Below are 22,097 nucleotides of genomic sequence, written 5' to 3' on the forward strand. Positions count from 1 at the left end.
AAGTTAGGAATCTCCCTGAGCGCCGGCACCAACAAGGCCTACACCCACAGTGCTACCCACTTCGGAAATAGCGGGTTTTTCGCCACGGAAGTTGGCACAGCAGCCCGGGTTGCAGATGTCATACCAGGGTCCAAGATCGGTCATGGCGGGCCGGTCGGTGATGTGATTTTCAATGGTTCGTTCGCAGATCAGGTCTACCAGACCCTCAACGAACTTTTGGTGCGTGCTTGGTGTGGGCGCCCGGTCAAAGGCCAGGCCCAGTTCGGCGCACGTCTCCTTGGCTTCTGTATCTAGATCCCAGAGGACTTCCATATGGTCGCTAATAAAGCCCAGCGGAACCACCACTACACCGGCAATCCCGGCAGCCGCTTTTTCAGCCAGGGCGTCATTGATATCTGGTTCCAACCACGGCACATGCGGTGCACCGGAGCGGGACTGGTATACCAGTGACCACTCCTGTTCAGGGTCAACTCTTGCCATGATGGCCTCAGCGTTGGCGAGGTGCTGCGCCACATAGGCGGAGTCCTGCTCAAAGCTGCGTGGCTGAAGTTCCGAGCGGCCAGCCGCTTCAGCATCCCGGGTGGGAATGGAGTGCGTGGCAAACATGACGTGCACGGGTGCCTCAGGTGTGCCGGCGGCGGCCAGTTCCTGGCGAACTTTCGCAAGCGATGCAGCCGTTCCCTCAATGAATGGCTCCACAAATCCGGGGTGGTCAAAATATTGGCGAATTTTATCCACTGCCAGTTTGCCATCCAGCCCTGTTTCGGTCAGCGCAATGCCAATATCTTCGCGGTATTGGCGGCAGCTGGAGTAACAGGAGTAAACACTCGTGGTGAGCATCAGAAGTCGGCGGTGACCGGCGTCGTACGCATCCTTCAGCACTGCGGGGATGTAGGGATCCCAGTTACGGTTGCCCCACAGAACCGGCAAGTCAATATTGCGGGCAGCCAGTTCAGCTTCCAGGGCAGCCTTGAGCGCGCGGTTTTGCGCATTGATGGGGCTGATCCCGCCATTGGCGCGGTAGTGATGGCTCACCGCTTCAAGGCGCTCATCCGGGATGCCTCGGCCGCGGGTGACATTGCGCAGGAAGGGCAGAACGTCATCCTGGCCCTCGGGACCGCCAAAGGAGGCCAGGAGGATCGCGTCGTATTGTTTGGGGGCTACTACTCGGTTACTCACTTCAGGACCTCGGCAATCTCGGAAGCGTCAATGCGACGGCCCGTGTAGAAAGGAATTTCATCACGCACATGCAGGCGGGCATCGGTGCCACGCAGGGTGCGCATCATGTCAACAAGATCGGTTAGCTCATCGGCTTCCAGGCCGAGCAGCCATTCCCAGTCGCCCAAGGCGAAGGCCGACACTGTGTTTGCCAAAACCTGCGGGTAATCGCGCCCCAGCATGCCGTGGTCTCGCAACATGCGGCTGCGGTCTTCGGAAGGCAAGATGTACCAGTCGTAAGAGCGCACAAACGGGTAAACGCAGACCCAGTTCTTTGGTTCTTTGGCGCTCATGTAGGACGGGGCGTGGCTCTTGGCGAACTCGGCCTCGCGGTGAACGCCCATGGCTGACCAGGCAATTTCCGTGCTGGCGAACAAACCCAACCGCCGGATGCTGCGCACAGCTCGCTGCAAGCCCTGCGCATCGGCACCGACAAGCCAAACCATCACGTCCGCGTCGTTGCGCATAGCGGATACATCGTAGCTGCCGCGCAAGGTGATGCTCTCGGCGGCCAGGGATGCTTCAAGTGCCTCAAATTCGGCAACCTCAGCGGCCCCTCCAGCGAAGGATCCCGTGCGCTTGAAAACGGTCCAGAGGGTGAACGGAGTCTCGGCGGGAGTTTTGGTGACAGATTCTACGTTTGTGTGGCTCATGGTTTCTAGCATGCCCCTATTCGGTCTCAAAGTTAAAATTACCTTCTCTACATTGCGTAGAAAGTGAGGAACGTTACATTCTGCTTGAGCTGTCAATGACAGCCCGAATTTGCCGCCGCGTGCCGCTGACCACGGCCGCCAGCCCGTTGCCACTCAACCATCCGCCGGTCAGTGCCAGGCCGGGGACCTCATTGGCCAGCATATGGATCTGGGCCATCTTTGCCTGATGCCCGACGGCGGCAAACGGCAAGGCGCCCTGCCACCGGATAATATCCGCACCCAGAACATCCGACTCGGTCACCGGCACACCCAGAAGGGCGGAGGCGTCCGCCAACGCTGTGGGGATCAAGTCTTCCTCCCTGAGAGTCTTGGGTGTCAGACGCACGGCATCCGAGGCCTTGACTCCGGCCCGGCCGTAAGAAAGCCGAATGACGTGGGTTCCCGGGCCGGTGGAATTGCCCAGCCACTCCCATTTCGCTGTTGCATGAGTCAACGCCTTGGCTTTGATCCCTGCAACACCGGGGGCTACAAGCACGCCCGTGCCTCGGGGAGCAGAATCAAGTTCTGGCACATCAACCACCAGCGTGACAAGGCGAATATCGGGCCCAGCGGCTGGCGCCAGGGGCAGCAGGTGCGGCAACTCCGCACTCAAAAGCTGCACAGCTGTGGGCCCATCCGTAGAGACCACCAGCAACTCCGCCGCCTCAAAACCTTGCTCGGTGCCATGCTCCCACTCCACGATCCAACGGGAGTCTCCACCGCCGTCGTACACCGGGTCCGAGGCTTTCGCGGCAGCCGTAGCGAGCGCAGAACTTTCCCCGCCCGTGGCTTCGGAGGGTCCGGTGTCACCACGGTATACCGCCCTGATCCGGTGACCTGCATGCATGGCTACGCCCGCCTCACGCAGCTGCGCCACCAGCGTGGTAACCAGAGTGTGCATGCCGCCGTCGAGCCCGCCAACAGCGGAACCGGGCTTGCTGCCACCTGCCCGCTGCGCAGCCACGGCTGCGGCCAAAGAACCGTGTTCCCGGATGCCGGCACGCAGGCCCGGCGCCACCATGTCCACATCCAACAGTTCAGGATCGGCCGAGTGCACCCCTGCCACCACGGGGGCCACCAACCGCTCAAGCACCCGCTTGCCCATGCGCGCCCGGACAAGCTCGGCAATGCTTGACACGGCCTCGGTGGTGCCAATGTTCACAGGCATTTTGGCGTCCAACGCCGCCCGAAGTACCCCAGAGGCACCCAGCGCCGTGCGGACTTCGGGCGCGCTGAGGTCAGAAGGGATGCCCAGCACTCCGGTTCGAGGAAGCGGCACGGGACCATCCGGGAGCCACACCCACGCCCCAGCCGGGTTCGGCGTGACTATTTTATCGGCCAACCCAAGCTCTGCAGCCAGCTCAGCCACTGCCGTGTTCCGGGTCGCGAATGAGTCCGCACCCGCATCCAACACCACCCCGGCCACCTCATGTTGGGCCACGCACCCACCCCAGGTGGCAGCGGCGTCGTAAATACTCACTTGGAAACCGGCACCCTGCAGATCCTTCGCGGCAAGCAAACCTGAGATGCCGCCGCCCACAACTACTGCTTGATTCGGCGCCGGGTGGCTCTGCGGCTTATGGGCTTTGGCAGCAATTTTGCGGTTTTCCATGGTGTCCCTTACAGCTGGTTCGGGTATGGCGGGTACAGGTTGGTGCTAGATGGAGTGAACAAGCTCCACCAGGCGGGTCAGCACCGTCGGGTCTGTGTCCGGCGGCACTCCATGACCTAAGTTCAGCACATGTGAGGGCGCTGTGGAGCCCGCAGCAATAACTTCACGAGCGTGCGCCTCAAGCACCTCCCACGGCGCGCTGAGCAGCGCCGGATCGATATTGCCCTGTAGGGGAACGTTGCCACCCAGACGACGGTTGGCCTCATCAAGGGGCAGGCGGTAGTCCACGCCCATAACGTCCACACCAACATTGTGCATAGCGCCCAAGAGTTCGCCGGTCCCTGTACCGAAGTGGATCAGGGGAACACCCAGGTCACGGACATGATCCAAGGCCCTGGCCGACGCCGGGGCAACATGTTCGGTGTAGTCGGCAAGCCCCAGCGACCCGGCCCAGGAATCGAAAAGTTGGCCAGCGCTAGCACCGGCTTCGATCTGCGCGCGCAAGAACTTCCCGGACGCGTCAGCTGCCCAGTTCATCAGTTCAGCCCATAGTTCGGGGCGGGCATGCATCATGGTCCGCGGCCCAAGGTGGTCGCGGGAGGGGCGGCCTTCAACCATGTAGGCGGCCACCGTGAACGGGGCTCCGGCAAAGCCAATCAGTGGGGTACTACCCAGCTCCGCCACTGTTAGGGCCACTGCCTCGCGGATGGGATCCAACGAGGAATCGCTCATCTCAGGCAGGTTCGCAATGTCTTCTGCGGTGCGGATGGGTTTGTCCAAAACCGGGCCCACGCCGGGAACAATGTCCACACCGACGCCAGCAAGCTTAAGCGGAATGACAATGTCGGAAAAGAAAATGGCGGCGTCAACATCGTGGCGGCGTACGGGCTGGAGCGTAATTTCGGCTGCCATGGCCGGCTTCAGGCAGGATTCCAGCATGGTGGTGCCCACGCGCAGTTCACGGTATTCAGGCAGCGATCGTCCGGCTTGGCGCATGAACCAAATAGGGCGGCGGCTAGGTGTGCCACCCCGGTAGGCCGTGATCAGGGGGGAATTGGCGGTGCGGCCATCCATCATGGGGTGGCTTGGGCTCAGTGTCATGGCACCACCATACAGAGCGAATCTGGGGCTATCTTGTGCACAAACTGTCACCGTGGCGCTCATTCGAAAGTTCACCATGTCAGCGGAATCACAGTTTCTTAGTGACATATTAGGGTTGCCTGTCCATAAACCATCAGGTTAAGGGTCTACCATATTGAAATTGTGGTTCTCTTTTCTCTTGTTGCCTCGCACACCGCCATTGACTTGGAAACCGTTGCCCGCCTAAGCGTCGGCGCCGCGGCAGTCAGTGCTGAAATTGTGGAAAAAAACAACCCAGTCGCCGGCATGGTGACATTAGCCACGTGCAACCGCTACGAGCTCTATGTCCACGCCCGCAGCGCTGAGGAAGTCGAGTCTGCTCGCAGTTCACTCATTGAATCCGTTAGCCGGCACTCGGGTTTGGCGGAGGCCCAAGTATCCCTGGCCCTTTCCACACTGCACTCCGACGCAGTCCCCCGGCATCTTTTTGCCGTGAGCACTGGGCTGGAGTCAGCGGTTGTAGGAGAACGCGAGATTGCCGGCCAGGTTAGGCGGGCCCTGAGCATGGCGCAGGATCTGGGCGTCACCACGGCCCCGCTGGTCAGACTTTTTCAAGCCGCAGCCAAGACCGCCAAGGATGTAGGTGCCCAAACGGCACTCGGGCGCAGGGGCATGTCGATTGTCTCCGTTGCCTTGGATCTTGCCGCTGAACTCCAAGACTTAACTCCGAAACTTTCTCCGGCTAGCATCATTGTGGCCGACGTGCTTTCTGAGGCCGGTTCCCTGACAGGGAAATCAGCTGTGCTGTTCGGCACCGGCGCCTATGCGGGTGCCGCGATGGCGCAGCTGAGGCAGCGCGGATGTTCAGATATTTCCGTCTACTCAGCTTCTGGCCGCGCTGAGACGTTCGTGGCTTCACGCGGCGGCACTGCTCTGGATAATGACTCCTTAGGCGAGGCCGTTGCACAGGCTTCGCTCCTGGTTGGCTGCAGCGGATCAGATCACCAGCTCTCGCGAGCTGATCTGGCGGCCATGCGCCGTGACAGCTCCCACCAACTCACAGCCATCGATCTTGCGCTGACGCACGACTTTGCCCCTGACATTGCAGACCTTTCCGGCGTTGACTTGCTGACACTTGAAACTGTGCGTCAAGCAGCTCCCGCCGAACAAGCGGCAACATTGGCGGACGCCTCCGCCATGGTTGCCGATGCCACCTTGAACTTTGAGCAGTCTCAAAACGCCCGTTCACTGGACCACGCCATCGTGGCACTGCGCCGTCACACCATGTCAGTTCTTGACGATGAACTTGCCAAAGTTCGCAAACAGCACGGTTGTTCGGCCGCAACCCAAGAAGTTGAATTTGCTATGCGCCGGATGGTCAAGCAGCTCCTGCATGTGCCAACTGTTCGCGCCAAGGAACTGGCAGCCACCGGAGACTCCGAGAGCTACCTAGCGGCTCTGGATGCCCTGTATGGATTGAAGATCTCTCCTGAGGTCATTGGCCTAGCCGTGACCGATCGAATCGGCGACGAAGCCGCAGGCTAACCTCTCCCACCCTGTTGAGGTTGGAGATAACCACACCCCCACCCCGCCGAGGTTGGAGATCATGACGTCTGCGCCCCGCCGAGATTGGAGATCACCACACCCCCACCCCGCCGAGATTGGAGATCATGACGTCTGATTTCATACACCCTCCCACCGCTGACCAGCAGTTCGCGCCGAGGTGTCATTATCTCCAATGTCAACGTCGGTTACTTTGCCCAGGCGTCAATCCCACCGTCCAAATGGACGACGTCGGCATAACCTGCCGCTTGCAGGCTCGCTAACGCTTGGGCCGAGCGGGTGCCGGCCTTGCAATGCAGAATGAGCGGTACCCCGTGCGGAACCTGATCCAGCGCAGAGCCATCCCTAATACCCGCCAGTGGAATCAGCACCGATCCCGGGATGCGAGCTATCTGAAATTCCACCGGTTCGCGAACGTCAATGAGCACAAAGTCATCCTCACCTTGGTCCCGGCGAGATAACCGCTCGGTAAGATCATCGGCGGAGATCAGTTCGTTGCCGTTCTTCATGGCAGGAACCAGCCCGCAGAAAATCTCATAGTCAACAAGTTCCGTGATGGGCTCAGCCGCCGGATCCTTGGCGATCCGGATTTCCCGCCACCGTGATGTCAATGCATCAAAAATGAGCAGGCGGCCAAGCAAAGTCTGGCCGATCCCTGTGATGAGTTTCACCGCCTCTGTAACCATCATGGCGCCGATCGAGGCGCACAACATGCCAAAAACACCACCCTCGGCACAGGATGGCACGGTGCCTGGAGCTGGCGGCTCGGGGTACAAATCCCGGTAGTTGGGTCCGAATTTTTCCCAAAAAACACTAACTTGACCGTCGAAGCGCAGAATCGATCCCCACACATAAGGTTTGCCCAACAGTGCGGCGGCGTCGTTGACAAGGTATCGGGTGGCGAAGTTATCTGCACCATCAAGGATCAGATCGTAATCAGCAAAAATCTCCAGCGCGTTAGTGGAATCGAGCCGCACGGGATGCAGAATCACGTTGACGCCAGGGTTCAGGTTCAGAATAGATTCTCTGGCGGAATCTATTTTGGTGCGGCCAATGTCGCTGACACCATGGATCACTTGGCGTTGCAGGTTGCTCAGTTCAACGCTGTCATCGTCAATGATGCCTAAAGTGCCTACACCGGCGGCCGCCAAGTAAAGCAGTGCCGGTGATCCCAAGCCACCCGCCCCAATGACCAAGACGCGCGCATTGCGCAAGCGCTGCTGACCTTCCAAACCAATCTCCGGAATTAAAGCGTGACGTGAGTACCGTTCCAACTCCTCCGGCCCCAAGGGCGGCCCCGGTTCAACCAACGGCGGAAGTGCCACCTCAGAGTGCGGCTTGGTGGCGGTCAAAGGCTGAATCAAGGAAACCATACTCAATAATCTAGTCCCACCTGCACGGCTTGGAGCATTACCGATGGGTAGAATGACATAAACCAACCATGTGCCTTCTATTGGGTCAACGGAGAGAAAGGCTGTCGCAATGAGTTTAGATTCCTCAGCCAAGGGACGCCCCGCCGCACGCACACAACCGACCCGCCTCCCACGCGATGAACGCCGGGCGCAACTGCTCGCCTCCGCACTGGAAGTTTTTGTAAACCACGGATATCACGGTGCCGCGATGGATGAGATCGCAGAAACCGCGAAGGTTAGCAAACCTGTGCTTTACCAGCACTTCCCCAGCAAGCGTGAACTGTACTTGGCGCTTTTGGACAGTCATTTGGAAGCGTTAACCACAATGCTTGTGGCGGCTCTTAATTCCACTAGCGACAACAATTTGCGTGTTCAAGCCACCATGAAGGCTTACTTTCATTTCATGGCCAATGATGACCAGGCCCACAGACTCGTGTTTGAATCGGATTTGGTAAACGACGCCGAAGTTGCGGCACGCTTGGAAACGTTCAATGCGAACTACGCAGACGCCATCGGCAAAGTCATTGCGGAGGACACCAAGCTTCCTCCCGTAGAGGCAACTCTTCTAGGCAGGGCGTTAGCCGGGATGGCACAGGTCAGCGCCCGCTACTGGCTTGAAGAAAAAGGCGATCTTGACATCGAGGTCGCCAGCGATCTTGTCTATCGTTTAGCTTGGCGCGGAATTAGCCGCTTCCCCAAGGAATCCTGACCACCTAGCCCTAGAGTGGTTTGTACATACATTTATTGGCAGTCTGCACCGAGGAGACATCTGTGGAAATCAAGATCGGCATCCAAAACATTGGCCGAGAAATCGTCCTTGAATCCGAGCAAACCGCCGACGACGTCGCCGCCTTGGTTTCTGCGGCGCTGGCCGAAGGTTCTGAGCTGCGTCTCAAGGATGAAAAGGGACGGATCGTCATTGTTCCGGGGAGTGCATTGGGATACGTTGAACTCGGTGGCGAAAAAGCCCGCGGTGTTGGCTTTGGTGCTCTCTAACACCCCAAAGTTACTGCTTTAGTAAAAAGATACGGATCAGATTCCATGGTTGCATTGGTCATTATTGCCCTGACTTCCGGCGCACTCGGTGCTATTGCTTGGGCGGTTGACAAGTACCGGCACACCTTCGGTGCCGTTTTGCCTGCAGGGGCAGCCGTGTCCGCTTCACTGCTGATGTGGGTTATCACCATGGCTGCTGGTCTTGGCAACGACACGGCCACGGCATGGATCCCATGGATCCTTTCGATGGTGGTTGGCGGCGGCGTTGCTTGGGCTGTAGCGGGCTTTGTGGGCCGTACCCGGCATAATCGCCAAGTGGAAAAGACCAACACAATTTTATCGATGCACTGACTCTAGTGTTTAGTACAAATATGCGCAGGACTCACTTTGAGTCTTGCGCATATTTTTTGCGCCAACGGTGGCTACAAATCACGGCCTTCCTCGGTACAAATGCACAGCCGGTTCCCTTGGACATCGGTGGCGATCACAAACGCCGGAGCGTTTGAGCGGTCCAAGGTGGCACCAACCTTCTCCAGGGCAGTCAGTACTTGCGCCGCCTCACTGGCTGGGACTTGGATATCAAAGTGAAAACGGTTCGCGTTGGGGCTCTGAGTTTGCTGAAACCACAGCGTGGGCAGCCGCCCCGAAGGATCCCTCAAATCATCGTTCCCGCCGGCATCAAAACCAAGGGCGGCAGACCACAGTGCAGCAACTGCCGATGGATCCTCTGTGTCCATGGCAATTTCAACACTGCGCAGACGTTCGGGCTGCGCTACGGCTCCGCAAGTTTGTGCGGCTGCGGAAATCCTGGCAGCTAGGGCCACATCGCGCGCGGTGACCTTGGAGCCGGCGTCGTGCGAGGTGAGAACCACAAACAATGTATCATAGCGCCAGTCCACGTCCGGGTGGTGACTCGCGGCTTGGGCCTCCTGGCCAATGATCGCAAAAAGTTCCAAAGCAATGGCCGACGTCGGAGACTTCAGTACCGTTGCCAGCCCACCTAGGCGATACCGCCACTGCGGAAGCTCCCTCAGTTCAGCATCGATTTGAGCACGGGTCAGTGAATCGTTCGCGGCCATGGGGGCCTCCCTTGCAGAGGTGGTTACAGGTCAGGGCGGCCATCCATCGCTGACGACGCCAAGGCGTGGGCACGCTTGGGAATGCGGCCGCCCTGTGCTGCCAGTCTGCCACCGATCACGGCGTGTTTAAAGGCCTGGGCCATAATGACAGGATTTTGTGCCCGGGTGACCGCGGTGGCCAACAAGACGGCATCGCAACCCAACTCCATAGCCAACGCGGCATCCGAAGCTGTGCCAATTCCGGCGTCGAGCACCACAGGCACGTTAGCGCGGGAGACTATCAATTCAATATTGTGCGGGTTCAAGATGCCAAGTCCCGTGCCTATCGGTGCACCCAGGGGCATGACAGCGGCGGCGCCAAGCTGCTCCAGCCGGAGCGCTAGGACAGGATCGTCATTGGTATAAGCAAAGACTTTAAACCCGCGGTTGACCAGCTGCTCAGTAGCCTCCACCAATTCCAGGGCATCGGGCAGAAGCGTGTGTTCATCAGCAATGACCTCCAGCTTCACCCAGTCCGTTTCCAAGGCCTCCCGCGCCAGTTCTGCCGTCATAACAGCCTCCCGCGCGGTGAAGCAACCGGCGGTGTTGGGCAACACACGGATACTGTTCTCCACCAGTAGCTGGAACAGGTTTGTCCCTGATTCGCCATGGGGATCCACCGAATACCTGCGCATGGCCACAGTTGTCAGCTGCGTGCCGGAAGCAATCAGTGCAGCGCCAAGTCCTGCCAGACTTGGCGCCCCGCCAGTGCCCATAATGAGCCGGGAGCCAAGTGCCACACCATCAATTATCAGAGCGTCTTGGTGGGTAAGGGGTTCAGTCATGAGCTTTCACTTTCAAAAATGGGGTTGATTGACATGATATTTATTCCAACCTGTGGTTAGCCGCCCTGCACAGCTGCAACAATTTCAAACTCGTCGTTGACTTCAACTGCTGTGGCAGCCCACTGACTGCGTGGCACAATTCCGGCGTTCCGGGCTACAGCAACACCCAGCCGTCCGCCGTCGGCCGCTTGCCCAGAGGGCAGCAATACTTTCCCTGTTATAACTGACACAAGATCCGCCACAGTGGTTCCAACCGTGTAAGGCTGCGCAGTGCCGTTGATATTAATGGTGGTCATGGTGACTCCTTAGAAGGTGTGCCCGCAGGACGGGAGTGCTGCAGTGCAGGTGAATAACGGTCTGGGCGGAACTGTTCCCACGCCAGATCTGTGATGTTGCCCAGCAATTGTCGGGTGATGTGGGCCGCTATGGGCGTCAGCAGGACTCCGTGCCGGAAGAAGCCTGTGGCGATGATGAGCCCGGGAATGTCCCTGCCATTGCCGTCACCAACTCGTCCCAACAGCGGCGCATTGTCCGGGGTGCCGGGGCGGGCGCGGGCACTCATTTCAAGTAATTCCAGTTCGGCCACGGCAGGTAAGAGCACTTGGGCGTCACGGAGGAGCTGGTGAACTCCGCCCGCACTGACACCGGCGGATCCGTCTTCACGGCTACTGGCGCCAATGACAACGCTCCCATCGGCCCGCGGCACTATATAGACGGGCAGCCCACGAACCAGTCCGCGGATAGTTGCGGTGGTCAGCGGATGAAGATGTTTGGGAACCCGAAGGCGCAGGATGTCTCCGTATACGGGACGGACAGGCAGCTTGAGGCCCTCCGGCAGCTCGTGAAGTTCCGGAGCGCCCAACCCATTGGCCACAATGACCTCGTTGGCATGAACAACACGGCCGTCCGCCAGTTTTACCCCTGTCACGGGCGAGTGCGAGTTACTGGGATCTTTGTGTAGCAAAGCCGTAGCGGACTGGTCAATGAATGTCTGCTCTGCACTGTTCCGGCCGGCCGCGACGGCGGCTTTTACCAGTTGCACTCGTAGTGTTGCAGCCAAGGCTCGCGGATCCACCTGATGATCGGCTTCTACTTTGTAGGCGCAAGAAATATGTGGCCCCACCATTGGTTCAAGAACGCGAGCTTCACGGATGCTCAGCTGAGATACCTCCAAACCATGACGGGTTTGGACCTCGCGGAGGTCGGCCAGCGCCTTGCGGTCAGCTGGGTCTGCGCCCAGTACCAGTGTTGGAGACGTGTTGAAGCCTGTATGGCCAGATTCGGGAATGGCGGCCATAAATGCTGGCCAGCGTGCAGCCGAGGCTAGTGTGAGTTCCAGCAGGTCATCTTCTTGATAGTGCAGTTCGCTCACGGGAGCCAACATTCCGGCGGCCGCAAAAGTGGCTCCGGTGGCGGGTGCCGGGTCAATAATGCTCACAGAATGCCCGGCTTTCTGGGCTTCCCACGCAATGCCCAGTCCAATAATGCCGCCACCAATGACAGCCACGTCGGTGCTCAGAATCTGGGCTTCAAAAGTTGCCACTACGCTCTCCTTCCCTACGCCGGCATGATCCGGATCAGGTTCCACGCCCGCACGGGACGTATTTCGGTCGGCACATTTCGGCGCCCTCTCAACCAGCTTCACTGGCTCCCGCGGTACTGCACTAGTCTATGAGACATGAGCAGATTATCGGTCATCCATGACAGCACAGCGAAAACCCCCGCCACTTCCTTCAAGGACGCCAGACTCTATTTGTGCACCGATGCACGGGAAAAACAGGGCGACTTTGCCGATTTCCTGAAGGCTGCCTTCGCCGGCGGAGTGGACATCATTCAGTTGCGCGATAAGTCCATCGAGGCCGCTCAGGAACTGGAGTTGCTAACAGTTTTGCGTTCTGTGGCGCAGGAGTGCGGCAAACTGTGGGCCGTGAACGATCGTGCCGATATTGCCATGCTCAGCGGTGCCCCCGTTTTCCATGTGGGCCAGCAGGATCTGCCGTTGCCAGCCGCGCGTTCACTCGTGGGATCAGGTGTTTCCCTGGGGCTTTCCAGCCATGACACCAAGCAAGTGTCCGCAGCTGCTGCCGACCCGAACGCCGATTACTTTTGCGTGGGACCGCTATGGGCCACCCCCACCAAACCGGGCCGTGCCGCCGTGGGACTTTCCTTGCTTGAGCACGCCGCATCCCTGCACACCACCAAGCCTTGGTTTGCCATAGGCGGGGTGGATCTAAGCAACGTTGATCAGGTGGTGGACGCTGGCGCGTCTCGCATTGTTGTGGTCCGGGCCATTACTGACGCCCAAGATCCGACGGCGGCTGCCGCAGAACTGCTCTCCCGGCTACCCGCACTGGGGTAACTTTCACAACGCCGCGCAGCCACGCTCGTTGCTGATGGACCTCCTGCGAAGAGACCTCATGCCAAGAGTGATCCTGCCAAGAGTGATCCTGCCAAGGGGCCCGGTCTAGTTGAGCCGGTGGCGGCTGGCAACAGCCTCCAATTCCGCTCGATAAGCAGACCATTCTTCCGCCGTACGAGTTGAGGTGTTTCGATCCAGCGGCCCATTACCCGTTGCCCCGTCAATGAGCTCGCGCAGGATATCCGCGTGGCCGGCGTGCCGGGCGGTTTCAACGCACACGTGGACCATGATCCGGCTCAGTGTCACCTGCCGACTCGCAGGATCCCACCAGGGCACCTCACCCACGGTGTCCAGCGTCAGCAATTCGATGGTCCTGTCGCTGTGCAACGCGGAGAATTCATGCAGTTCAAGAATGTCCGCGCGGCTCTCGTCGGGTCCGGCCCACAGATCGCTGTCCTGGGGTGCACCGGCTGCTAGCCATGGCATTTCTCTGTTGCTGGGACGGTCAAAAACCACGCCTAAATATCCCAACTGGACACTGGCCACGTGTTTGAGAAGGCCTAAGAGATTTGTTCCTGTGGGCGTCATCGGCCGGCGGACGTCATAGTCGCTGAGTCCCTCAAGCTTTGCCAGCAGGTTTGCCCGCTGACTTCGCAGGTACTTCAGGAGATCATCTTTTTCATTCATGGTGCCCACTTTTTGCTCATCATCGCTCCGGAGTATCGCTGCATGGTGGCATGACCGCAGCGCTGGCCAGCCAGGTGGCACTGTCGGTGGCTAGGACGCTACCGCAAGCCAACCAATTCTTCCAGCAACTTCATATGCGACTCGAAAAGAGCTATTGGATCGCTAAACGTCGATGTTCCATACTGGCCAAACACTTCAAAGTTCACAGCTCCAAAAACGGATACCCACACCAATGCACCCGAAGCAAAAACATGGTCTGGGACGCTCATTTCCATGTCCGCCCTGATTAGCTCGAAATCAGCAGCCAGCGGTGGACTTCCTTCCTTGACAGGAGCCGTCAGAGCCTTGGATTCGTAGGCACGTTGCAGAATCTGTATGAGCAAAACCACAACCCGCGTGCCTGGTTGGGTCGTTTGTTCCGCCGGGGCGTCGTAACCTGGCACAGGTGAACCAAAAAGTAGTCCATAGCGCGCCGGCTCAGCCAAAGCCCATTGCCGAATAGCTCCACCCCACGCTCGGAATTGCTCTGAGAAATCATTTTGGGGTACCGCGCCAACTGCTGCATCCACGGCGTCACCCAGTGCGTTGTAGCCATCCACCACCAAGAGAGTCAGCAGCTCATCCCGGCTCTTTACATACCGGTAAACAGCAGAAGAAACTACACCTAGGTCACGCGCCACGGCCCGGAGTGAGAGCCCAGCGGCGCCGTGCAATTCAAGATGATGGCGCCCAATGGTGAGGATTTCCGCCATGGTTTGCGTTCGCGCCCGTTCCCGCGGTGTTTGGCTCATAGCTCTATTCTCAGACTATTCGAGACCACCGTCAACTTAAGTGAGCACTGCTCTTGACAATTTCAACCCGTAGGCTTGATAGTTAAAGCGAGAGCACCGCTCTTTACTGAAAAGATGAAAGATTACCTGAATTGAGACCTCATGGAAAACGTTAAAATTGTCACTGGGGCAGGACCCGTTGGCGCCACCGTGGCCCTGCAACTTGCCAGTGCCGGCCATAGCGTGCGGTTACTGACCCGTTCAGGCTCGGGCCCGGAACACCCCTTGATAGAGCGTCGCCGGGTTGACGTTAGCGAACCCGCACAATTGCACACCGCGATGGGGGATGCTGACACCGTCTTCCATTGCATTCATGGCTCAAAGTACAGGGCAGATACCTGGCGCAAGGAGTTGCCGGGCGCGGAACGCACGGTCCTTGCCGTGGCGGGAGAGTCGGGTGCGCTCGTGGTTTTCCCGGAAAGCCTCTACGCCTATGACACCCCGGAAAAAGTTATGACCGAGACCAGCTCGCGCACGGCAAGCGGAGGCAAGCGCGGGGTCCGCACAGAGCTGCTGGCCGCTCGAGCCGCCTCGAAAACTCCCACAGTGAGCGTGGTGGCCTCCGATTTTTTTGGTCCGCTGGTACGCGGGGCCCATGCTGGCGAGCGTATGGTTCATCGCATCCTGACAGGCAAGCCCCTACAGCTCCTAGGCAGCAGCACCATCCCGCACTCATTCACGTATGTCCCGGATCTGGCCGCAGCAATGGTTCGCGCGGCTTCACTGCCGGCAACGTGGAACACAGTGCTGCATGCACCTAGCAACAAGGCCATCTCTCAGCGTGAGCTTGCCTCGGCTTTTGCCGCTGCCGCCGGAGTCGAGCTCCCTAAAGTGAGATCCCTCCCGGGGTGGGCGGTTTCCATGGCAGGCATTTTCTCCTTGGACACAAGGGAGCTCACTGAGATGATGTATCAGTTTCAGGCCCCGTTTATAATGGACTCCCTGGCCACTGAGAAGCTCTTGAACCTCTCCCCCACGCCTCTCCATGCGGCTGCCGCGCAGACTGTGCAGTGGTGGCAAAGACGCCGCTAGGTTATCGCCTCAACGCTCAGGGCAACCTTGCGAAGCAGGACGGCCAGGAGTTCGCGCTCCTTGCCGGTGAGCCCTGCGAGCATTTCTTGATCACTGCGCAGCAGGCGTGGCAGCTCGCTATCTACCAGTTCCCGTCCTTGTGGAGTTAAGCGCATGAGTACAACACGGCCGTCGCGTTCCCAAGGGAGCCGCTCAATGAGTCCCCGCTTAACCAAACGGTCGGTATTTTTGGATGTTGAGGCACCACTAAGCATGGTCGAAGCAGTAATTTCACTTGCCCGCAGGGGTGATTCGGCGCGGGCTAAGGTACAGAGAACGTCAAATTCGGCCCGCGTCACTTCCGCTGGCAACAATCCATGACCCGCCCTTTGGGAGGACAGTGCGCCAATTCTGCCGATGCGCCCCATAATTTCAATGCTGCCAACATCCAGATCCGGCCGGGACCGCTCCCAACCTTCCCTGGCACGGTCTACAAAGTCCTTGGGCGCTGCCTGCTCGTTCATGATTCCAGTCTAGAGACAACTCTCACAGCTCATACTTTTTAATTTACTAGTAAATTACTTGTAGAATAAAAAGATGCCCCTTTCCTCCCGCTTTCACCACATTGGCAACGCCTTGGCTCATTCAGTGGCGCCCACAACCTGGCGCAAATCCTTCGTGTTGCGGCCCACCGATGCCGTTTTTGTTCCGGCCATCAAGGTTGGCATTGCGGGAAGTCTTGTTTTAGTAGCTGGTGGACTGCTAGGCCACGAACAGCTGGCAGGGATCGCCGCCCTGGGCGCACTGACAAGCGCTTTTGGCCGCTATCAGCCTTATCGGCGACTTTCGCTGATGCTTATCATTGTGGCGTCAGCACTGCTGATCTCGACAGGGATCGGTGCACTACTAGGCGCTTTGGGCGCGCCTTTTAGTGTGCAGATCCTGGTACTTTCAGCTATCGCGGCGCTGGCTTCCCACACCTTCTCGGCTTTTCACATCACGGGTCCGGGGGCTGTCATTATGGTCTTCGCGGCTGCCGCAGGTTCGGGTTATGCGGATAGTTTTTCTGCGGTTCCGCGCGCAGTTGCGGCTTTGGGAATTGGCGCTGCGGTTGGTTGGCTTGTTGCCATGGCCCCGGTTTTGGCCTTTCCCATGGGTCCTGCCCGGCTGGCCGTGGCCCGCGCTATTGCCGCCGTGGTGAGCCTGGGTAATGCAAGTCATTCTGGGATGAACAGCGGCGGTACCTCCCGAGCCGTGGCCCGCACCGCTGCCCTCGCAGCCTTACATACTGCCCGGGAGTCAGTAGCGGTCAGCTCCGAACATCTGCACAGCCGCACGGTCCGTTCGATGAGTTTTTCCCACCACGGGGAGCAGCTGAATCTCTTGCTGGATGAGGCCTACGCCGCACTGGACCTAGTGGAAGCACCTGCCACTACCGCCGCTCTTACCCTTTTATCCCATCATGAAGCTGAACTGCGAAAGATACGTGGCACATTCGGCACTACTGCCCTCCACAGCTCATTGCCTTCCCTGAGCCTATTGCCTTCTCTGAGCCCACCAGCCGATGGCAGAACAACAGCACCAAGTTTGCTGGTGGTTGCCCGGGCAGGGCTCGGTTCCCGGGCAAGCGTCCACCAAGCATTACGCATCGCTGCCGCCTCGGCTCTCTCGGGATGGGCCGCGGCCGGACTGGGTCTTGAACATCCGTTGTGGGCCTCCATGGGAGCTGTGGCAGCTTTGCAGGGACTGAACTACAGCTTCACACTCCAGCGAGGCATCCAGCGCATGGTAGGCAATGTGGTTGGAGCTGCTTTAGCCGTTGCCCTCCTTGGACTTTCCTTGGGCTTTTGGCCCTCAGTTGCCATGGTGGTACTTTTTCAGGTCCTCGCCGAACTATTGGTCATGAAAAATTACACACTGACCACCATTGCCGTCACACCCATGGCGCTGATCATGACGAGTATGGGATCTCAGCTAGGGCCCGAAGCTGCTTTAAGCCGGGTGGCAGACACCCTGGTGGGTGTAGTTATTGGCGTCCTCGTGGCGGCGATCAGTATTTCACTGGCCGATCAACACCACATAGCGACTCGGCAGCCGCCACACTGACTCGGCAGCCGCCACACTGACTCGGCAGCCTACACACTAGGCCAGCGGCGCCAGGCCCATCGCACCCGCCAGTAGTTCATAGCTCCGGATCCATGCTTCACGCTCAGTGACCTGTGTGGCCACAATGAGCTCATCGGCGTCGGCCTTGAGGGCAAATTCATCCAAGTACGCGCGAGCCACCGATGGTGTTCCCACAGCGGCGTAGCGGAACATGTTGGCTACCTGCTGGCCTGCTGGGGAATCGAGTAGCAAGTCCATTTCGGCTGCGGTAAATTCTTGTCCACGGCCCACTAGGGAAACCACCCTACGCCGCCTAGCCTCCAGTGCCAGGCGGTCCGCCTCTTCCTGGGTGTCGGCCACAATGGCGTTGACGCCAGCAATCACATACGGCTTAGCCAGTGCGGCGGACGGTTTGAACTCACGGCGGTAGATGCGCACAGCGTCTTCAAGTGCCTGTGGCGCAAAGTGAGAGGCGAAGGAATAAGGCAGGCCCAGCGCTGCGGCCAACCGTGCACCAAACAGCGAGGATCCCAGAATGTACAGCGGTACGTTCATGTTCTTCCCCGGGTAGGCATTAACGCCTGAAATGCGCGTCTGGCCCTCAAAGTATGCCTGCAGTTCCTGCACATCGGAGGGGAAAGTATCAGCAGCGGAAGGATCCCGGCGCAGCGCACGCATGGTGTTTTGATCGCTACCCGGGGCACGGCCTAGTCCAAGGTCGATCCGGCCCGGGTGCAGTGTCTCCAAGGTTCCGAACTGTTCGGCGATCTGCAGGGGTGAATGGTTGGGCAGCATGATGCCGCCAGCACCAAGGCGGATCGACTTCGTTTGGGCGGCCACGTGGGCAATCAAAACACTCGTCGCTGAAGAGGCGATAGAGGGCATATTGTGGTGTTCAGCAAACCAAATCCGTGTGTAACCCCACCCTTCCGCCTTTTGCGCCAGTTCCACGGATGAGGTGAAACTCTCAGCAATGCCGCCCTCGCCCACGTGGGCGAGGTCAAGGATGGAAACAGGAAGTGACATGGTTGCTACCTTTCGAATGGGGTTTCCTTAGCGCCAACCTCCGGCCACGTCAGGATATTTCCATTCGTGGCGCCCCTCACTCCCCCACCCCGACGCTCGCTCACTCCGCGTCGTGTTATTGCCCACCCTCGCTCACTCCACGTTCATTTTTGGCCGACCCTCGCTCACATCAGAATCCTTTAGTTGTATCAGCTGGAATGATCGCTCCTCTCTGGGGCGGCCGCATCGAGACTGAGCCACTCAAGTGCTGCCAGCGCTGCGGCCCTCCCTGCCCGGTTAGCGCCCAGCGTGGAGGCCGATGCCCCATCGCCCACCAGCAATAGCCGCGGTTCTCTGCTCACTTTTACCCCGTCCATCACTATGCCTCCGCCTGGTTCACGCAGTTTCAGGGGCGCCAAATGGTCCATAGCGGCACGGAATCCGGTGGCCCACAAAATGGCATCAGGGGCAAACGTGCTCCCGTCAGAAAATATTGCACCCTCATCGGAGACCCGCTGCAAGGGACCCCGTGACACCAGAATTCCGGCAACAATTCCGTTATGGTACTGCTGTGTTAAAGGCAGGCCGGTGACGCTCACAACACTCGATGGCGGCAGCCCAGCAGAGGTACGTGCGTTAACGCGGGCTTCAACATCACGGCCCCACGCAGGATCGAACGGGCGTGCCGTGAATTCAGGCGTGCGCCGCGTTGACCACGCCGTTTGAACTCCTGCCTGGGCTAATTGCAACAAAAACTGCACTGCAGAGGTTCCGCCGCCAACCACCAACACCCGCTGCCCGGCAAAATCTTCAACGGATCTAAAGTCATGGGTATGGCGCTGCGGCCCAGTAAATTCATCCACGCCCGGATAATAAGGCCAATGCGGCTTGTCCCAGGTGCCGGTGGCATTGACCACCAAGGACGTAATAAAGTCTCCGGAGTCAGTTTCCACCACCAACGGCTCGCTGACAGTGTGGGCAGGTAAGTCGCCGTCGTTCTCGGAAAGGCCGGTGCCAAGTCCAGGAGCAAGCGAGCGCACGGACGTTACCTTAATGGGCCTGTGCACGGGCAGGCCAAAGGTTCGTTCATAGTTGGCGTAGTAGCGTGCCACCACCTCTGAGGCAGGCTCGGTGGCCTTGGCTGGCGGAAGTCTCATGCCGGGCAGGTCGTGAACGGCGTGCGCTGCCCCTAACGTGAGGGAATCCCAGCGGTGCAGCCATGCCCCACCTGGCGCGGGGTTTGCATCGAGCACAACGAAGTCGGTCTCGGGCCGAAGCCCGTGTCGGGCCAGATAATATGCCGCCGACAGTCCGGCTTGACCGGCCCCAATAATCACCACGTCCAACATGTTTTCCTCCTACCGTGAGGGAACCTGCCGCGACGGTGCGCTATTCCGGCTGTGCTGCGCGCCACTGGACTGCGCGCTGTGAGAGTAGTTTATCCGCGTAGTAGACAGCCACGGCGCCCACGGCGTACGCGATGAGGTCCAGTACGGAGAATGTGGTGCCAAAAATTAGGCGCGACGGCGGGAAGCTCACCGCAAGTTGTTCGGGCACACCGCTTAGCTGGGCACACTCGATGAGGGTGCTGATGGCAAAAGCCGCCAGTGCCAGCCAATGCCGGGCCACCTTGGGCAAGATTAGCGCCAGCACCAAGTACAGAAGCACCGTGTAAAGACCGTCGGTGATCAGGCTTGCCATCTCGCCTGGGACAAAGAAGTGGATCGCCAATCCCAGAACGGCAATATCCGTCGCCGCGATGAACAGTGCAATGCGCCGGGTCTTTAGGGTTTTGGAAAAAGCCATGGGGCTGAGTCTAATAGGATACCGGGGTATTCTTACGCCCGGACCACGGGCAGCTCTTTCCATTCCGTGGTGTACCGAGGAGACGAGAGTTCGCGCTTCATGGACCAACTCGGTGCATCTGAAAGACCCCCCACGCCGATGCCGATGGCGGTGCTGCCAAATTTATTCCGCACCTCACCCAATAAGTCCCCCACGTTGGGTTGTTCCGGCCCCACCCCAAATACGTCAAGGACTTCGGGGCCCATCACCGGCTCAAGGCCGTGGAACATGACCCCGGCACGCAGGTAGGACGCTCCCGGAATGGCACTTTCTCGCATGGCAGCTACGGCGGCGCGGATCAGCACAATGGGGTCTTGGGTGGGTGTGGCAAAGCGAATTGTTACGGCCGGAAAGCTTCCCTCGCCACCGGCGAAGCGACTGGTTCCGGCCGTAACTGTCATGCTTGCAGCCCGCATACCCTCCTCGTTCAGCTTCACCGCTCCTCGTTGTGCGTAAACAGCCATGACCTCTTCCATCTCCTGAATGGTGGTCACGGGAGTGGAAAAACTGCGAGAAAACATGATCTGCTGTTTGTCTGCCCGTTCCTGCGTATGGGCAATGCACTCGGTGCCATTGAGCTCCATGACGGTACGCTGGAGCACCACAGAGAATTTCTTGCGGATGAGTGACGGGTCCGCGGCCTTGAGATCTGCGATGCTCTCGATGCCCATCAGCTTCAACCGCGCCGAGATTTTCCCGCCAACACCCCACAGCCCGGACGCGGGCACACGTGCCTGGATGGCGGCCACCTGCGCCTGCGGCATTGTGTCAAGAGCACAGACACCTCCGAACCCAGGATTTTGCTTGGCAATCCGATTGGCAAATTTAGCAAGTGTCTTCGTGGTGGCCACGCCGACACAAACGGGCACTCCCACATTGCGCATGACGGCAGCGCGGATGTCATCCCCGGCAGATTGCAGCTGCGCGCCATCCCCAACTAACCCAACGAACGATTCATCAATCGAGTACACCTCCTGCCAGGTTCCGTAACGGCCCACCACCTCCATCACCCGCGCACTCAAATCCCCGTACAACTCGTAGTTGCTCGAACGCGCCACCAGCCCCCATGCTCTGGCTTGAGATTGGATCTGAAACCATGGCGTTCCCGTTGCGATCCCAAGGGCCTTGGCTTCGCCAGACCGCGCCACCACACAGCCATCATTATTGGAAAGCACGACGACGGGGCGGTCTTCCAGCTTTGGGTCAAAGACCCGCTCGCAAGAGACATAGAAGTTGTTGACATCTACCAGCGCAATCCGTGCGTTACTCACGGGTTTCCGTTCGTTCCAAAGCCAAAGCTGATAATCGGCGGAACTCCGGCGGTCAGATGTTCAAGCACGTAGCGTTCGTGCGGGATCATCTCTGCTGGCAGATCGGAGAGATGGAACCATTGTAGATCCGCTGCTTTGGCGGGTTCCATGATGCGAGGCTCGCCACTCCACGCCTCACAGCTGAAGAAGAAATCTACTCGTTGGGCAAGGGTAGGACCATGGGGATGGGAGCGGTGCATGGTTGTCAATGGCAGCAAGTGTTCGGCACTCACGCTCACGCCGAGTTCTTCATGCGCTTCGCGCACTGCGGCAGCCTCAGCGGATTCGCCGGCCTCAACATGCCCGGCCGCAGCCGTAGCCCAACGCCCGTCCTGGTAGCCGGTTCCTTGGCGTAGCTGCAGCAGCACCGAAGCAGCATGGCGAAAAATCACATAACTGACCGGAATCAGGGCCAATGGTTCAGCCATGTGGCTACTCCTTCACAGACTAGGCGCGCGGACAACATTT

24 protein-coding genes are annotated in these 22,097 nt (G+C 59.0%); 7 read left to right on the top strand and 17 right to left on the bottom strand.

The features are described 5' to 3' along the window. Positions 1–3: 3 nt before the first annotated feature. From QMG40_RS10080 to hemE, 4 genes are all read right to left on the bottom strand, one after another. Positions 4–1,179, bottom strand: coding sequence for a ferrochelatase (locus QMG40_RS10080; RefSeq protein WP_283530923.1), 1,176 nt, complete (start codon positions 1,177–1,179; stop codon positions 4–6). Further along, a complete protein-coding gene (gene hemQ, locus QMG40_RS10085) occupies positions 1,176–1,871 on the bottom strand; it encodes a hydrogen peroxide-dependent heme synthase (RefSeq protein WP_283530924.1) in 696 nt (231 codons plus the stop codon). The genes QMG40_RS10080 and hemQ overlap by 4 nt, the downstream gene beginning before the upstream one ends. A gap of 73 nt (positions 1,872–1,944) precedes the next feature. Further along, positions 1,945–3,522: a protoporphyrinogen/coproporphyrinogen oxidase gene (locus QMG40_RS10090; RefSeq protein ID WP_283530925.1), complete on the bottom strand. Its 1,578-nt coding sequence runs from the start codon at positions 3,520–3,522 to the stop codon at positions 1,945–1,947. A gap of 45 nt (positions 3,523–3,567) precedes the next feature. Beyond that, positions 3,568–4,623: a uroporphyrinogen decarboxylase gene (gene hemE, locus QMG40_RS10095; protein ID WP_283530926.1), complete on the bottom strand. Its 1,056-nt coding sequence runs from the start codon at positions 4,621–4,623 to the stop codon at positions 3,568–3,570. Between the two features lie 162 nt (positions 4,624–4,785). On the opposite strand from hemE, the gene QMG40_RS10100 reads away from it, so the two are divergent. After that, a complete protein-coding gene (locus QMG40_RS10100) occupies positions 4,786–6,147 on the top strand; it encodes a glutamyl-tRNA reductase (RefSeq protein WP_283530927.1) in 1,362 nt (453 codons plus the stop codon). A gap of 206 nt (positions 6,148–6,353) precedes the next feature. Here QMG40_RS10100 and moeB read toward each other — a convergent pair whose 3' ends face one another. Beyond that, complete coding sequence (gene moeB / locus QMG40_RS10105; protein WP_283530928.1) at positions 6,354–7,538, bottom strand: molybdopterin-synthase adenylyltransferase MoeB; 1,185 nt, start codon at positions 7,536–7,538, stop codon at positions 6,354–6,356. A 109-nt stretch (positions 7,539–7,647) separates the two neighbouring features. Here moeB and QMG40_RS10110 point away from each other — a divergent pair, with 109 nt between their 5' ends. From QMG40_RS10110 to QMG40_RS10120, 3 genes are all read left to right on the top strand, one after another. Next, on the top strand, positions 7,648–8,286 hold the full coding sequence (locus QMG40_RS10110; RefSeq protein WP_283530929.1) for a TetR/AcrR family transcriptional regulator: 639 nt from the start codon (positions 7,648–7,650) through the stop codon (positions 8,284–8,286). A 62-nt stretch (positions 8,287–8,348) separates the two neighbouring features. Continuing rightward, positions 8,349–8,573 carry a DUF3107 domain-containing protein gene (locus QMG40_RS10115; RefSeq protein WP_283530930.1) on the top strand — a complete coding sequence of 75 codons (225 nt, stop codon included), beginning with the start codon at positions 8,349–8,351 and terminating at the stop codon, positions 8,571–8,573. 45 nt (positions 8,574–8,618) lie between these two features. Further along, a complete protein-coding gene (locus QMG40_RS10120; RefSeq protein WP_283530931.1) occupies positions 8,619–8,924 on the top strand; it encodes a hypothetical protein in 306 nt (101 codons plus the stop codon). A 71-nt stretch (positions 8,925–8,995) separates the two neighbouring features. Here QMG40_RS10120 and QMG40_RS10125 read toward each other — a convergent pair whose 3' ends face one another. From QMG40_RS10125 to thiO, 4 genes are read right to left on the bottom strand one after another with little or no spacing between them, the layout of a single operon-like run. Further along, positions 8,996–9,652, bottom strand: coding sequence for a 4a-hydroxytetrahydrobiopterin dehydratase (locus tag QMG40_RS10125; protein WP_283530932.1), 657 nt, complete (start codon positions 9,650–9,652; stop codon positions 8,996–8,998). Between the two features lie 23 nt (positions 9,653–9,675). Then, a complete protein-coding gene (locus QMG40_RS10130) occupies positions 9,676–10,476 on the bottom strand; it encodes a thiazole synthase (RefSeq protein WP_283530933.1) in 801 nt (266 codons plus the stop codon). A gap of 56 nt (positions 10,477–10,532) precedes the next feature. Next, on the bottom strand, positions 10,533–10,772 hold the full coding sequence (thiS, locus tag QMG40_RS10135) for a sulfur carrier protein ThiS (RefSeq protein WP_283530934.1): 240 nt from the start codon (positions 10,770–10,772) through the stop codon (positions 10,533–10,535). After that, positions 10,769–12,019 carry a glycine oxidase ThiO gene (gene thiO / locus QMG40_RS10140; protein ID WP_283530935.1) on the bottom strand — a complete coding sequence of 417 codons (1,251 nt, stop codon included), beginning with the start codon at positions 12,017–12,019 and terminating at the stop codon, positions 10,769–10,771. Before thiO ends, thiS begins: the two co-directional genes overlap by 4 nt. Before the next feature lie 135 nt (positions 12,020–12,154). Here thiO and thiE point away from each other — a divergent pair, with 135 nt between their 5' ends. Beyond that, positions 12,155–12,835 carry a thiamine phosphate synthase gene (gene thiE / locus QMG40_RS10145; RefSeq protein ID WP_283530936.1) on the top strand — a complete coding sequence of 227 codons (681 nt, stop codon included), beginning with the start codon at positions 12,155–12,157 and terminating at the stop codon, positions 12,833–12,835. A gap of 105 nt (positions 12,836–12,940) precedes the next feature. On the opposite strand, the gene QMG40_RS10150 is transcribed toward thiE, so the two are convergent. Both QMG40_RS10150 and QMG40_RS10155 read right to left on the bottom strand, forming a co-directional pair. Beyond that, positions 12,941–13,522 (bottom strand): DinB family protein, encoded by a 582-nt coding sequence (locus tag QMG40_RS10150; RefSeq protein ID WP_283530937.1) that lies wholly within the window; start codon positions 13,520–13,522, stop codon positions 12,941–12,943. Positions 13,523–13,620: 98 nt separating this feature from the next. Continuing rightward, complete coding sequence (locus QMG40_RS10155; protein ID WP_283530938.1) at positions 13,621–14,313, bottom strand: TetR/AcrR family transcriptional regulator; 693 nt, start codon at positions 14,311–14,313, stop codon at positions 13,621–13,623. A gap of 141 nt (positions 14,314–14,454) precedes the next feature. Here QMG40_RS10155 and QMG40_RS10160 point away from each other — a divergent pair, with 141 nt between their 5' ends. Then, positions 14,455–15,384 carry an NAD-dependent epimerase/dehydratase family protein gene (locus QMG40_RS10160; protein ID WP_283530939.1) on the top strand — a complete coding sequence of 310 codons (930 nt, stop codon included), beginning with the start codon at positions 14,455–14,457 and terminating at the stop codon, positions 15,382–15,384. Here the strand turns inward: QMG40_RS10160 and QMG40_RS10165 are convergent. Further along, the gene (locus QMG40_RS10165) at positions 15,381–15,887 is read right to left on the bottom strand and encodes a MarR family winged helix-turn-helix transcriptional regulator (RefSeq protein WP_283530940.1); all 507 of its coding nucleotides are present in this window, start codon (positions 15,885–15,887) and stop codon (positions 15,381–15,383) included. The genes QMG40_RS10160 and QMG40_RS10165 overlap by 4 nt on opposite strands. A 73-nt stretch (positions 15,888–15,960) precedes the next feature. Here QMG40_RS10165 and QMG40_RS10170 point away from each other — a divergent pair, with 73 nt between their 5' ends. After that, a complete protein-coding gene (locus QMG40_RS10170; RefSeq protein WP_283530941.1) occupies positions 15,961–17,469 on the top strand; it encodes an FUSC family protein in 1,509 nt (502 codons plus the stop codon). A gap of 36 nt (positions 17,470–17,505) precedes the next feature. Here the strand turns inward: QMG40_RS10170 and QMG40_RS10175 are convergent, their stop codons facing one another. The 5 genes from QMG40_RS10175 to QMG40_RS10195 form a co-directional block, all read right to left on the bottom strand. Then, complete coding sequence (locus QMG40_RS10175; protein ID WP_283530942.1) at positions 17,506–18,495, bottom strand: LLM class flavin-dependent oxidoreductase; 990 nt, start codon at positions 18,493–18,495, stop codon at positions 17,506–17,508. A gap of 188 nt (positions 18,496–18,683) precedes the next feature. Further along, on the bottom strand, positions 18,684–19,823 hold the full coding sequence (locus QMG40_RS10180) for an FAD-dependent oxidoreductase (protein WP_283530943.1): 1,140 nt from the start codon (positions 19,821–19,823) through the stop codon (positions 18,684–18,686). Positions 19,824–19,863: 40 nt separating this feature from the next. Then, complete coding sequence (locus tag QMG40_RS10185) at positions 19,864–20,280, bottom strand: ribosomal maturation YjgA family protein (RefSeq protein ID WP_283530944.1); 417 nt, start codon at positions 20,278–20,280, stop codon at positions 19,864–19,866. A gap of 32 nt (positions 20,281–20,312) precedes the next feature. Next, positions 20,313–21,590 carry a Y-family DNA polymerase gene (locus tag QMG40_RS10190; RefSeq protein ID WP_283530945.1) on the bottom strand — a complete coding sequence of 426 codons (1,278 nt, stop codon included), beginning with the start codon at positions 21,588–21,590 and terminating at the stop codon, positions 20,313–20,315. Further along, positions 21,587–22,057 carry an NUDIX domain-containing protein gene (locus QMG40_RS10195; RefSeq protein WP_283530946.1) on the bottom strand — a complete coding sequence of 157 codons (471 nt, stop codon included), beginning with the start codon at positions 22,055–22,057 and terminating at the stop codon, positions 21,587–21,589. Before QMG40_RS10195 ends, QMG40_RS10190 begins: the two co-directional genes overlap by 4 nt. Positions 22,058–22,097 lie beyond the last annotated feature (40 nt).

This window comes from Arthrobacter antibioticus (genome assembly GCF_030063205.1).
GTDB lineage: Bacteria > Actinomycetota > Actinomycetes > Actinomycetales > Micrococcaceae > Specibacter.

Excerpts from the sequence above, each read along its gene's own strand:
- hemQ (WP_283530924.1), bottom strand. The coding sequence starts at position 1,871 with ATGAGCCACACAAACGTAGAATCTGTCACCAAAACTCCCGCCGAGACT.
- QMG40_RS10090 (WP_283530925.1), bottom strand. The coding sequence starts at position 3,522 with ATGGAAAACCGCAAAATTGCTGCCAAAGCCCATAAGCCGCAGAGCCAC.
- hemE (WP_283530926.1), bottom strand. The coding sequence starts at position 4,623 with ATGACACTGAGCCCAAGCCACCCCATGATGGATGGCCGCACCGCCAAT.
- moeB (WP_283530928.1), bottom strand. The coding sequence starts at position 7,538 with ATGGTTTCCTTGATTCAGCCTTTGACCGCCACCAAGCCGCACTCTGAG.
- QMG40_RS10110 (WP_283530929.1), top strand. The coding sequence starts at position 7,648 with ATGAGTTTAGATTCCTCAGCCAAGGGACGCCCCGCCGCACGCACACAA.
- QMG40_RS10120 (WP_283530931.1), top strand. The coding sequence starts at position 8,619 with ATGGTTGCATTGGTCATTATTGCCCTGACTTCCGGCGCACTCGGTGCT.
- QMG40_RS10125 (WP_283530932.1), bottom strand. The coding sequence starts at position 9,652 with ATGGCCGCGAACGATTCACTGACCCGTGCTCAAATCGATGCTGAACTG.
- QMG40_RS10130 (WP_283530933.1), bottom strand. The coding sequence starts at position 10,476 with ATGACTGAACCCCTTACCCACCAAGACGCTCTGATAATTGATGGTGTG.
- thiS (WP_283530934.1), bottom strand. The coding sequence starts at position 10,772 with ATGACCACCATTAATATCAACGGCACTGCGCAGCCTTACACGGTTGGA.
- thiE (WP_283530936.1), top strand. The coding sequence starts at position 12,155 with ATGAGCAGATTATCGGTCATCCATGACAGCACAGCGAAAACCCCCGCC.
- QMG40_RS10150 (WP_283530937.1), bottom strand. The coding sequence starts at position 13,522 with ATGAATGAAAAAGATGATCTCCTGAAGTACCTGCGAAGTCAGCGGGCA.
- QMG40_RS10155 (WP_283530938.1), bottom strand. The coding sequence starts at position 14,313 with ATGAGCCAAACACCGCGGGAACGGGCGCGAACGCAAACCATGGCGGAA.
- QMG40_RS10160 (WP_283530939.1), top strand. The coding sequence starts at position 14,455 with ATGGAAAACGTTAAAATTGTCACTGGGGCAGGACCCGTTGGCGCCACC.
- QMG40_RS10165 (WP_283530940.1), bottom strand. The coding sequence starts at position 15,887 with ATGAACGAGCAGGCAGCGCCCAAGGACTTTGTAGACCGTGCCAGGGAA.
- QMG40_RS10170 (WP_283530941.1), top strand. The coding sequence starts at position 15,961 with ATGCCCCTTTCCTCCCGCTTTCACCACATTGGCAACGCCTTGGCTCAT.
- QMG40_RS10175 (WP_283530942.1), bottom strand. The coding sequence starts at position 18,495 with ATGTCACTTCCTGTTTCCATCCTTGACCTCGCCCACGTGGGCGAGGGC.
- QMG40_RS10180 (WP_283530943.1), bottom strand. The coding sequence starts at position 19,823 with ATGTTGGACGTGGTGATTATTGGGGCCGGTCAAGCCGGACTGTCGGCG.
- QMG40_RS10185 (WP_283530944.1), bottom strand. The coding sequence starts at position 20,280 with ATGGCTTTTTCCAAAACCCTAAAGACCCGGCGCATTGCACTGTTCATC.
- QMG40_RS10195 (WP_283530946.1), bottom strand. The coding sequence starts at position 22,057 with ATGGCTGAACCATTGGCCCTGATTCCGGTCAGTTATGTGATTTTTCGC.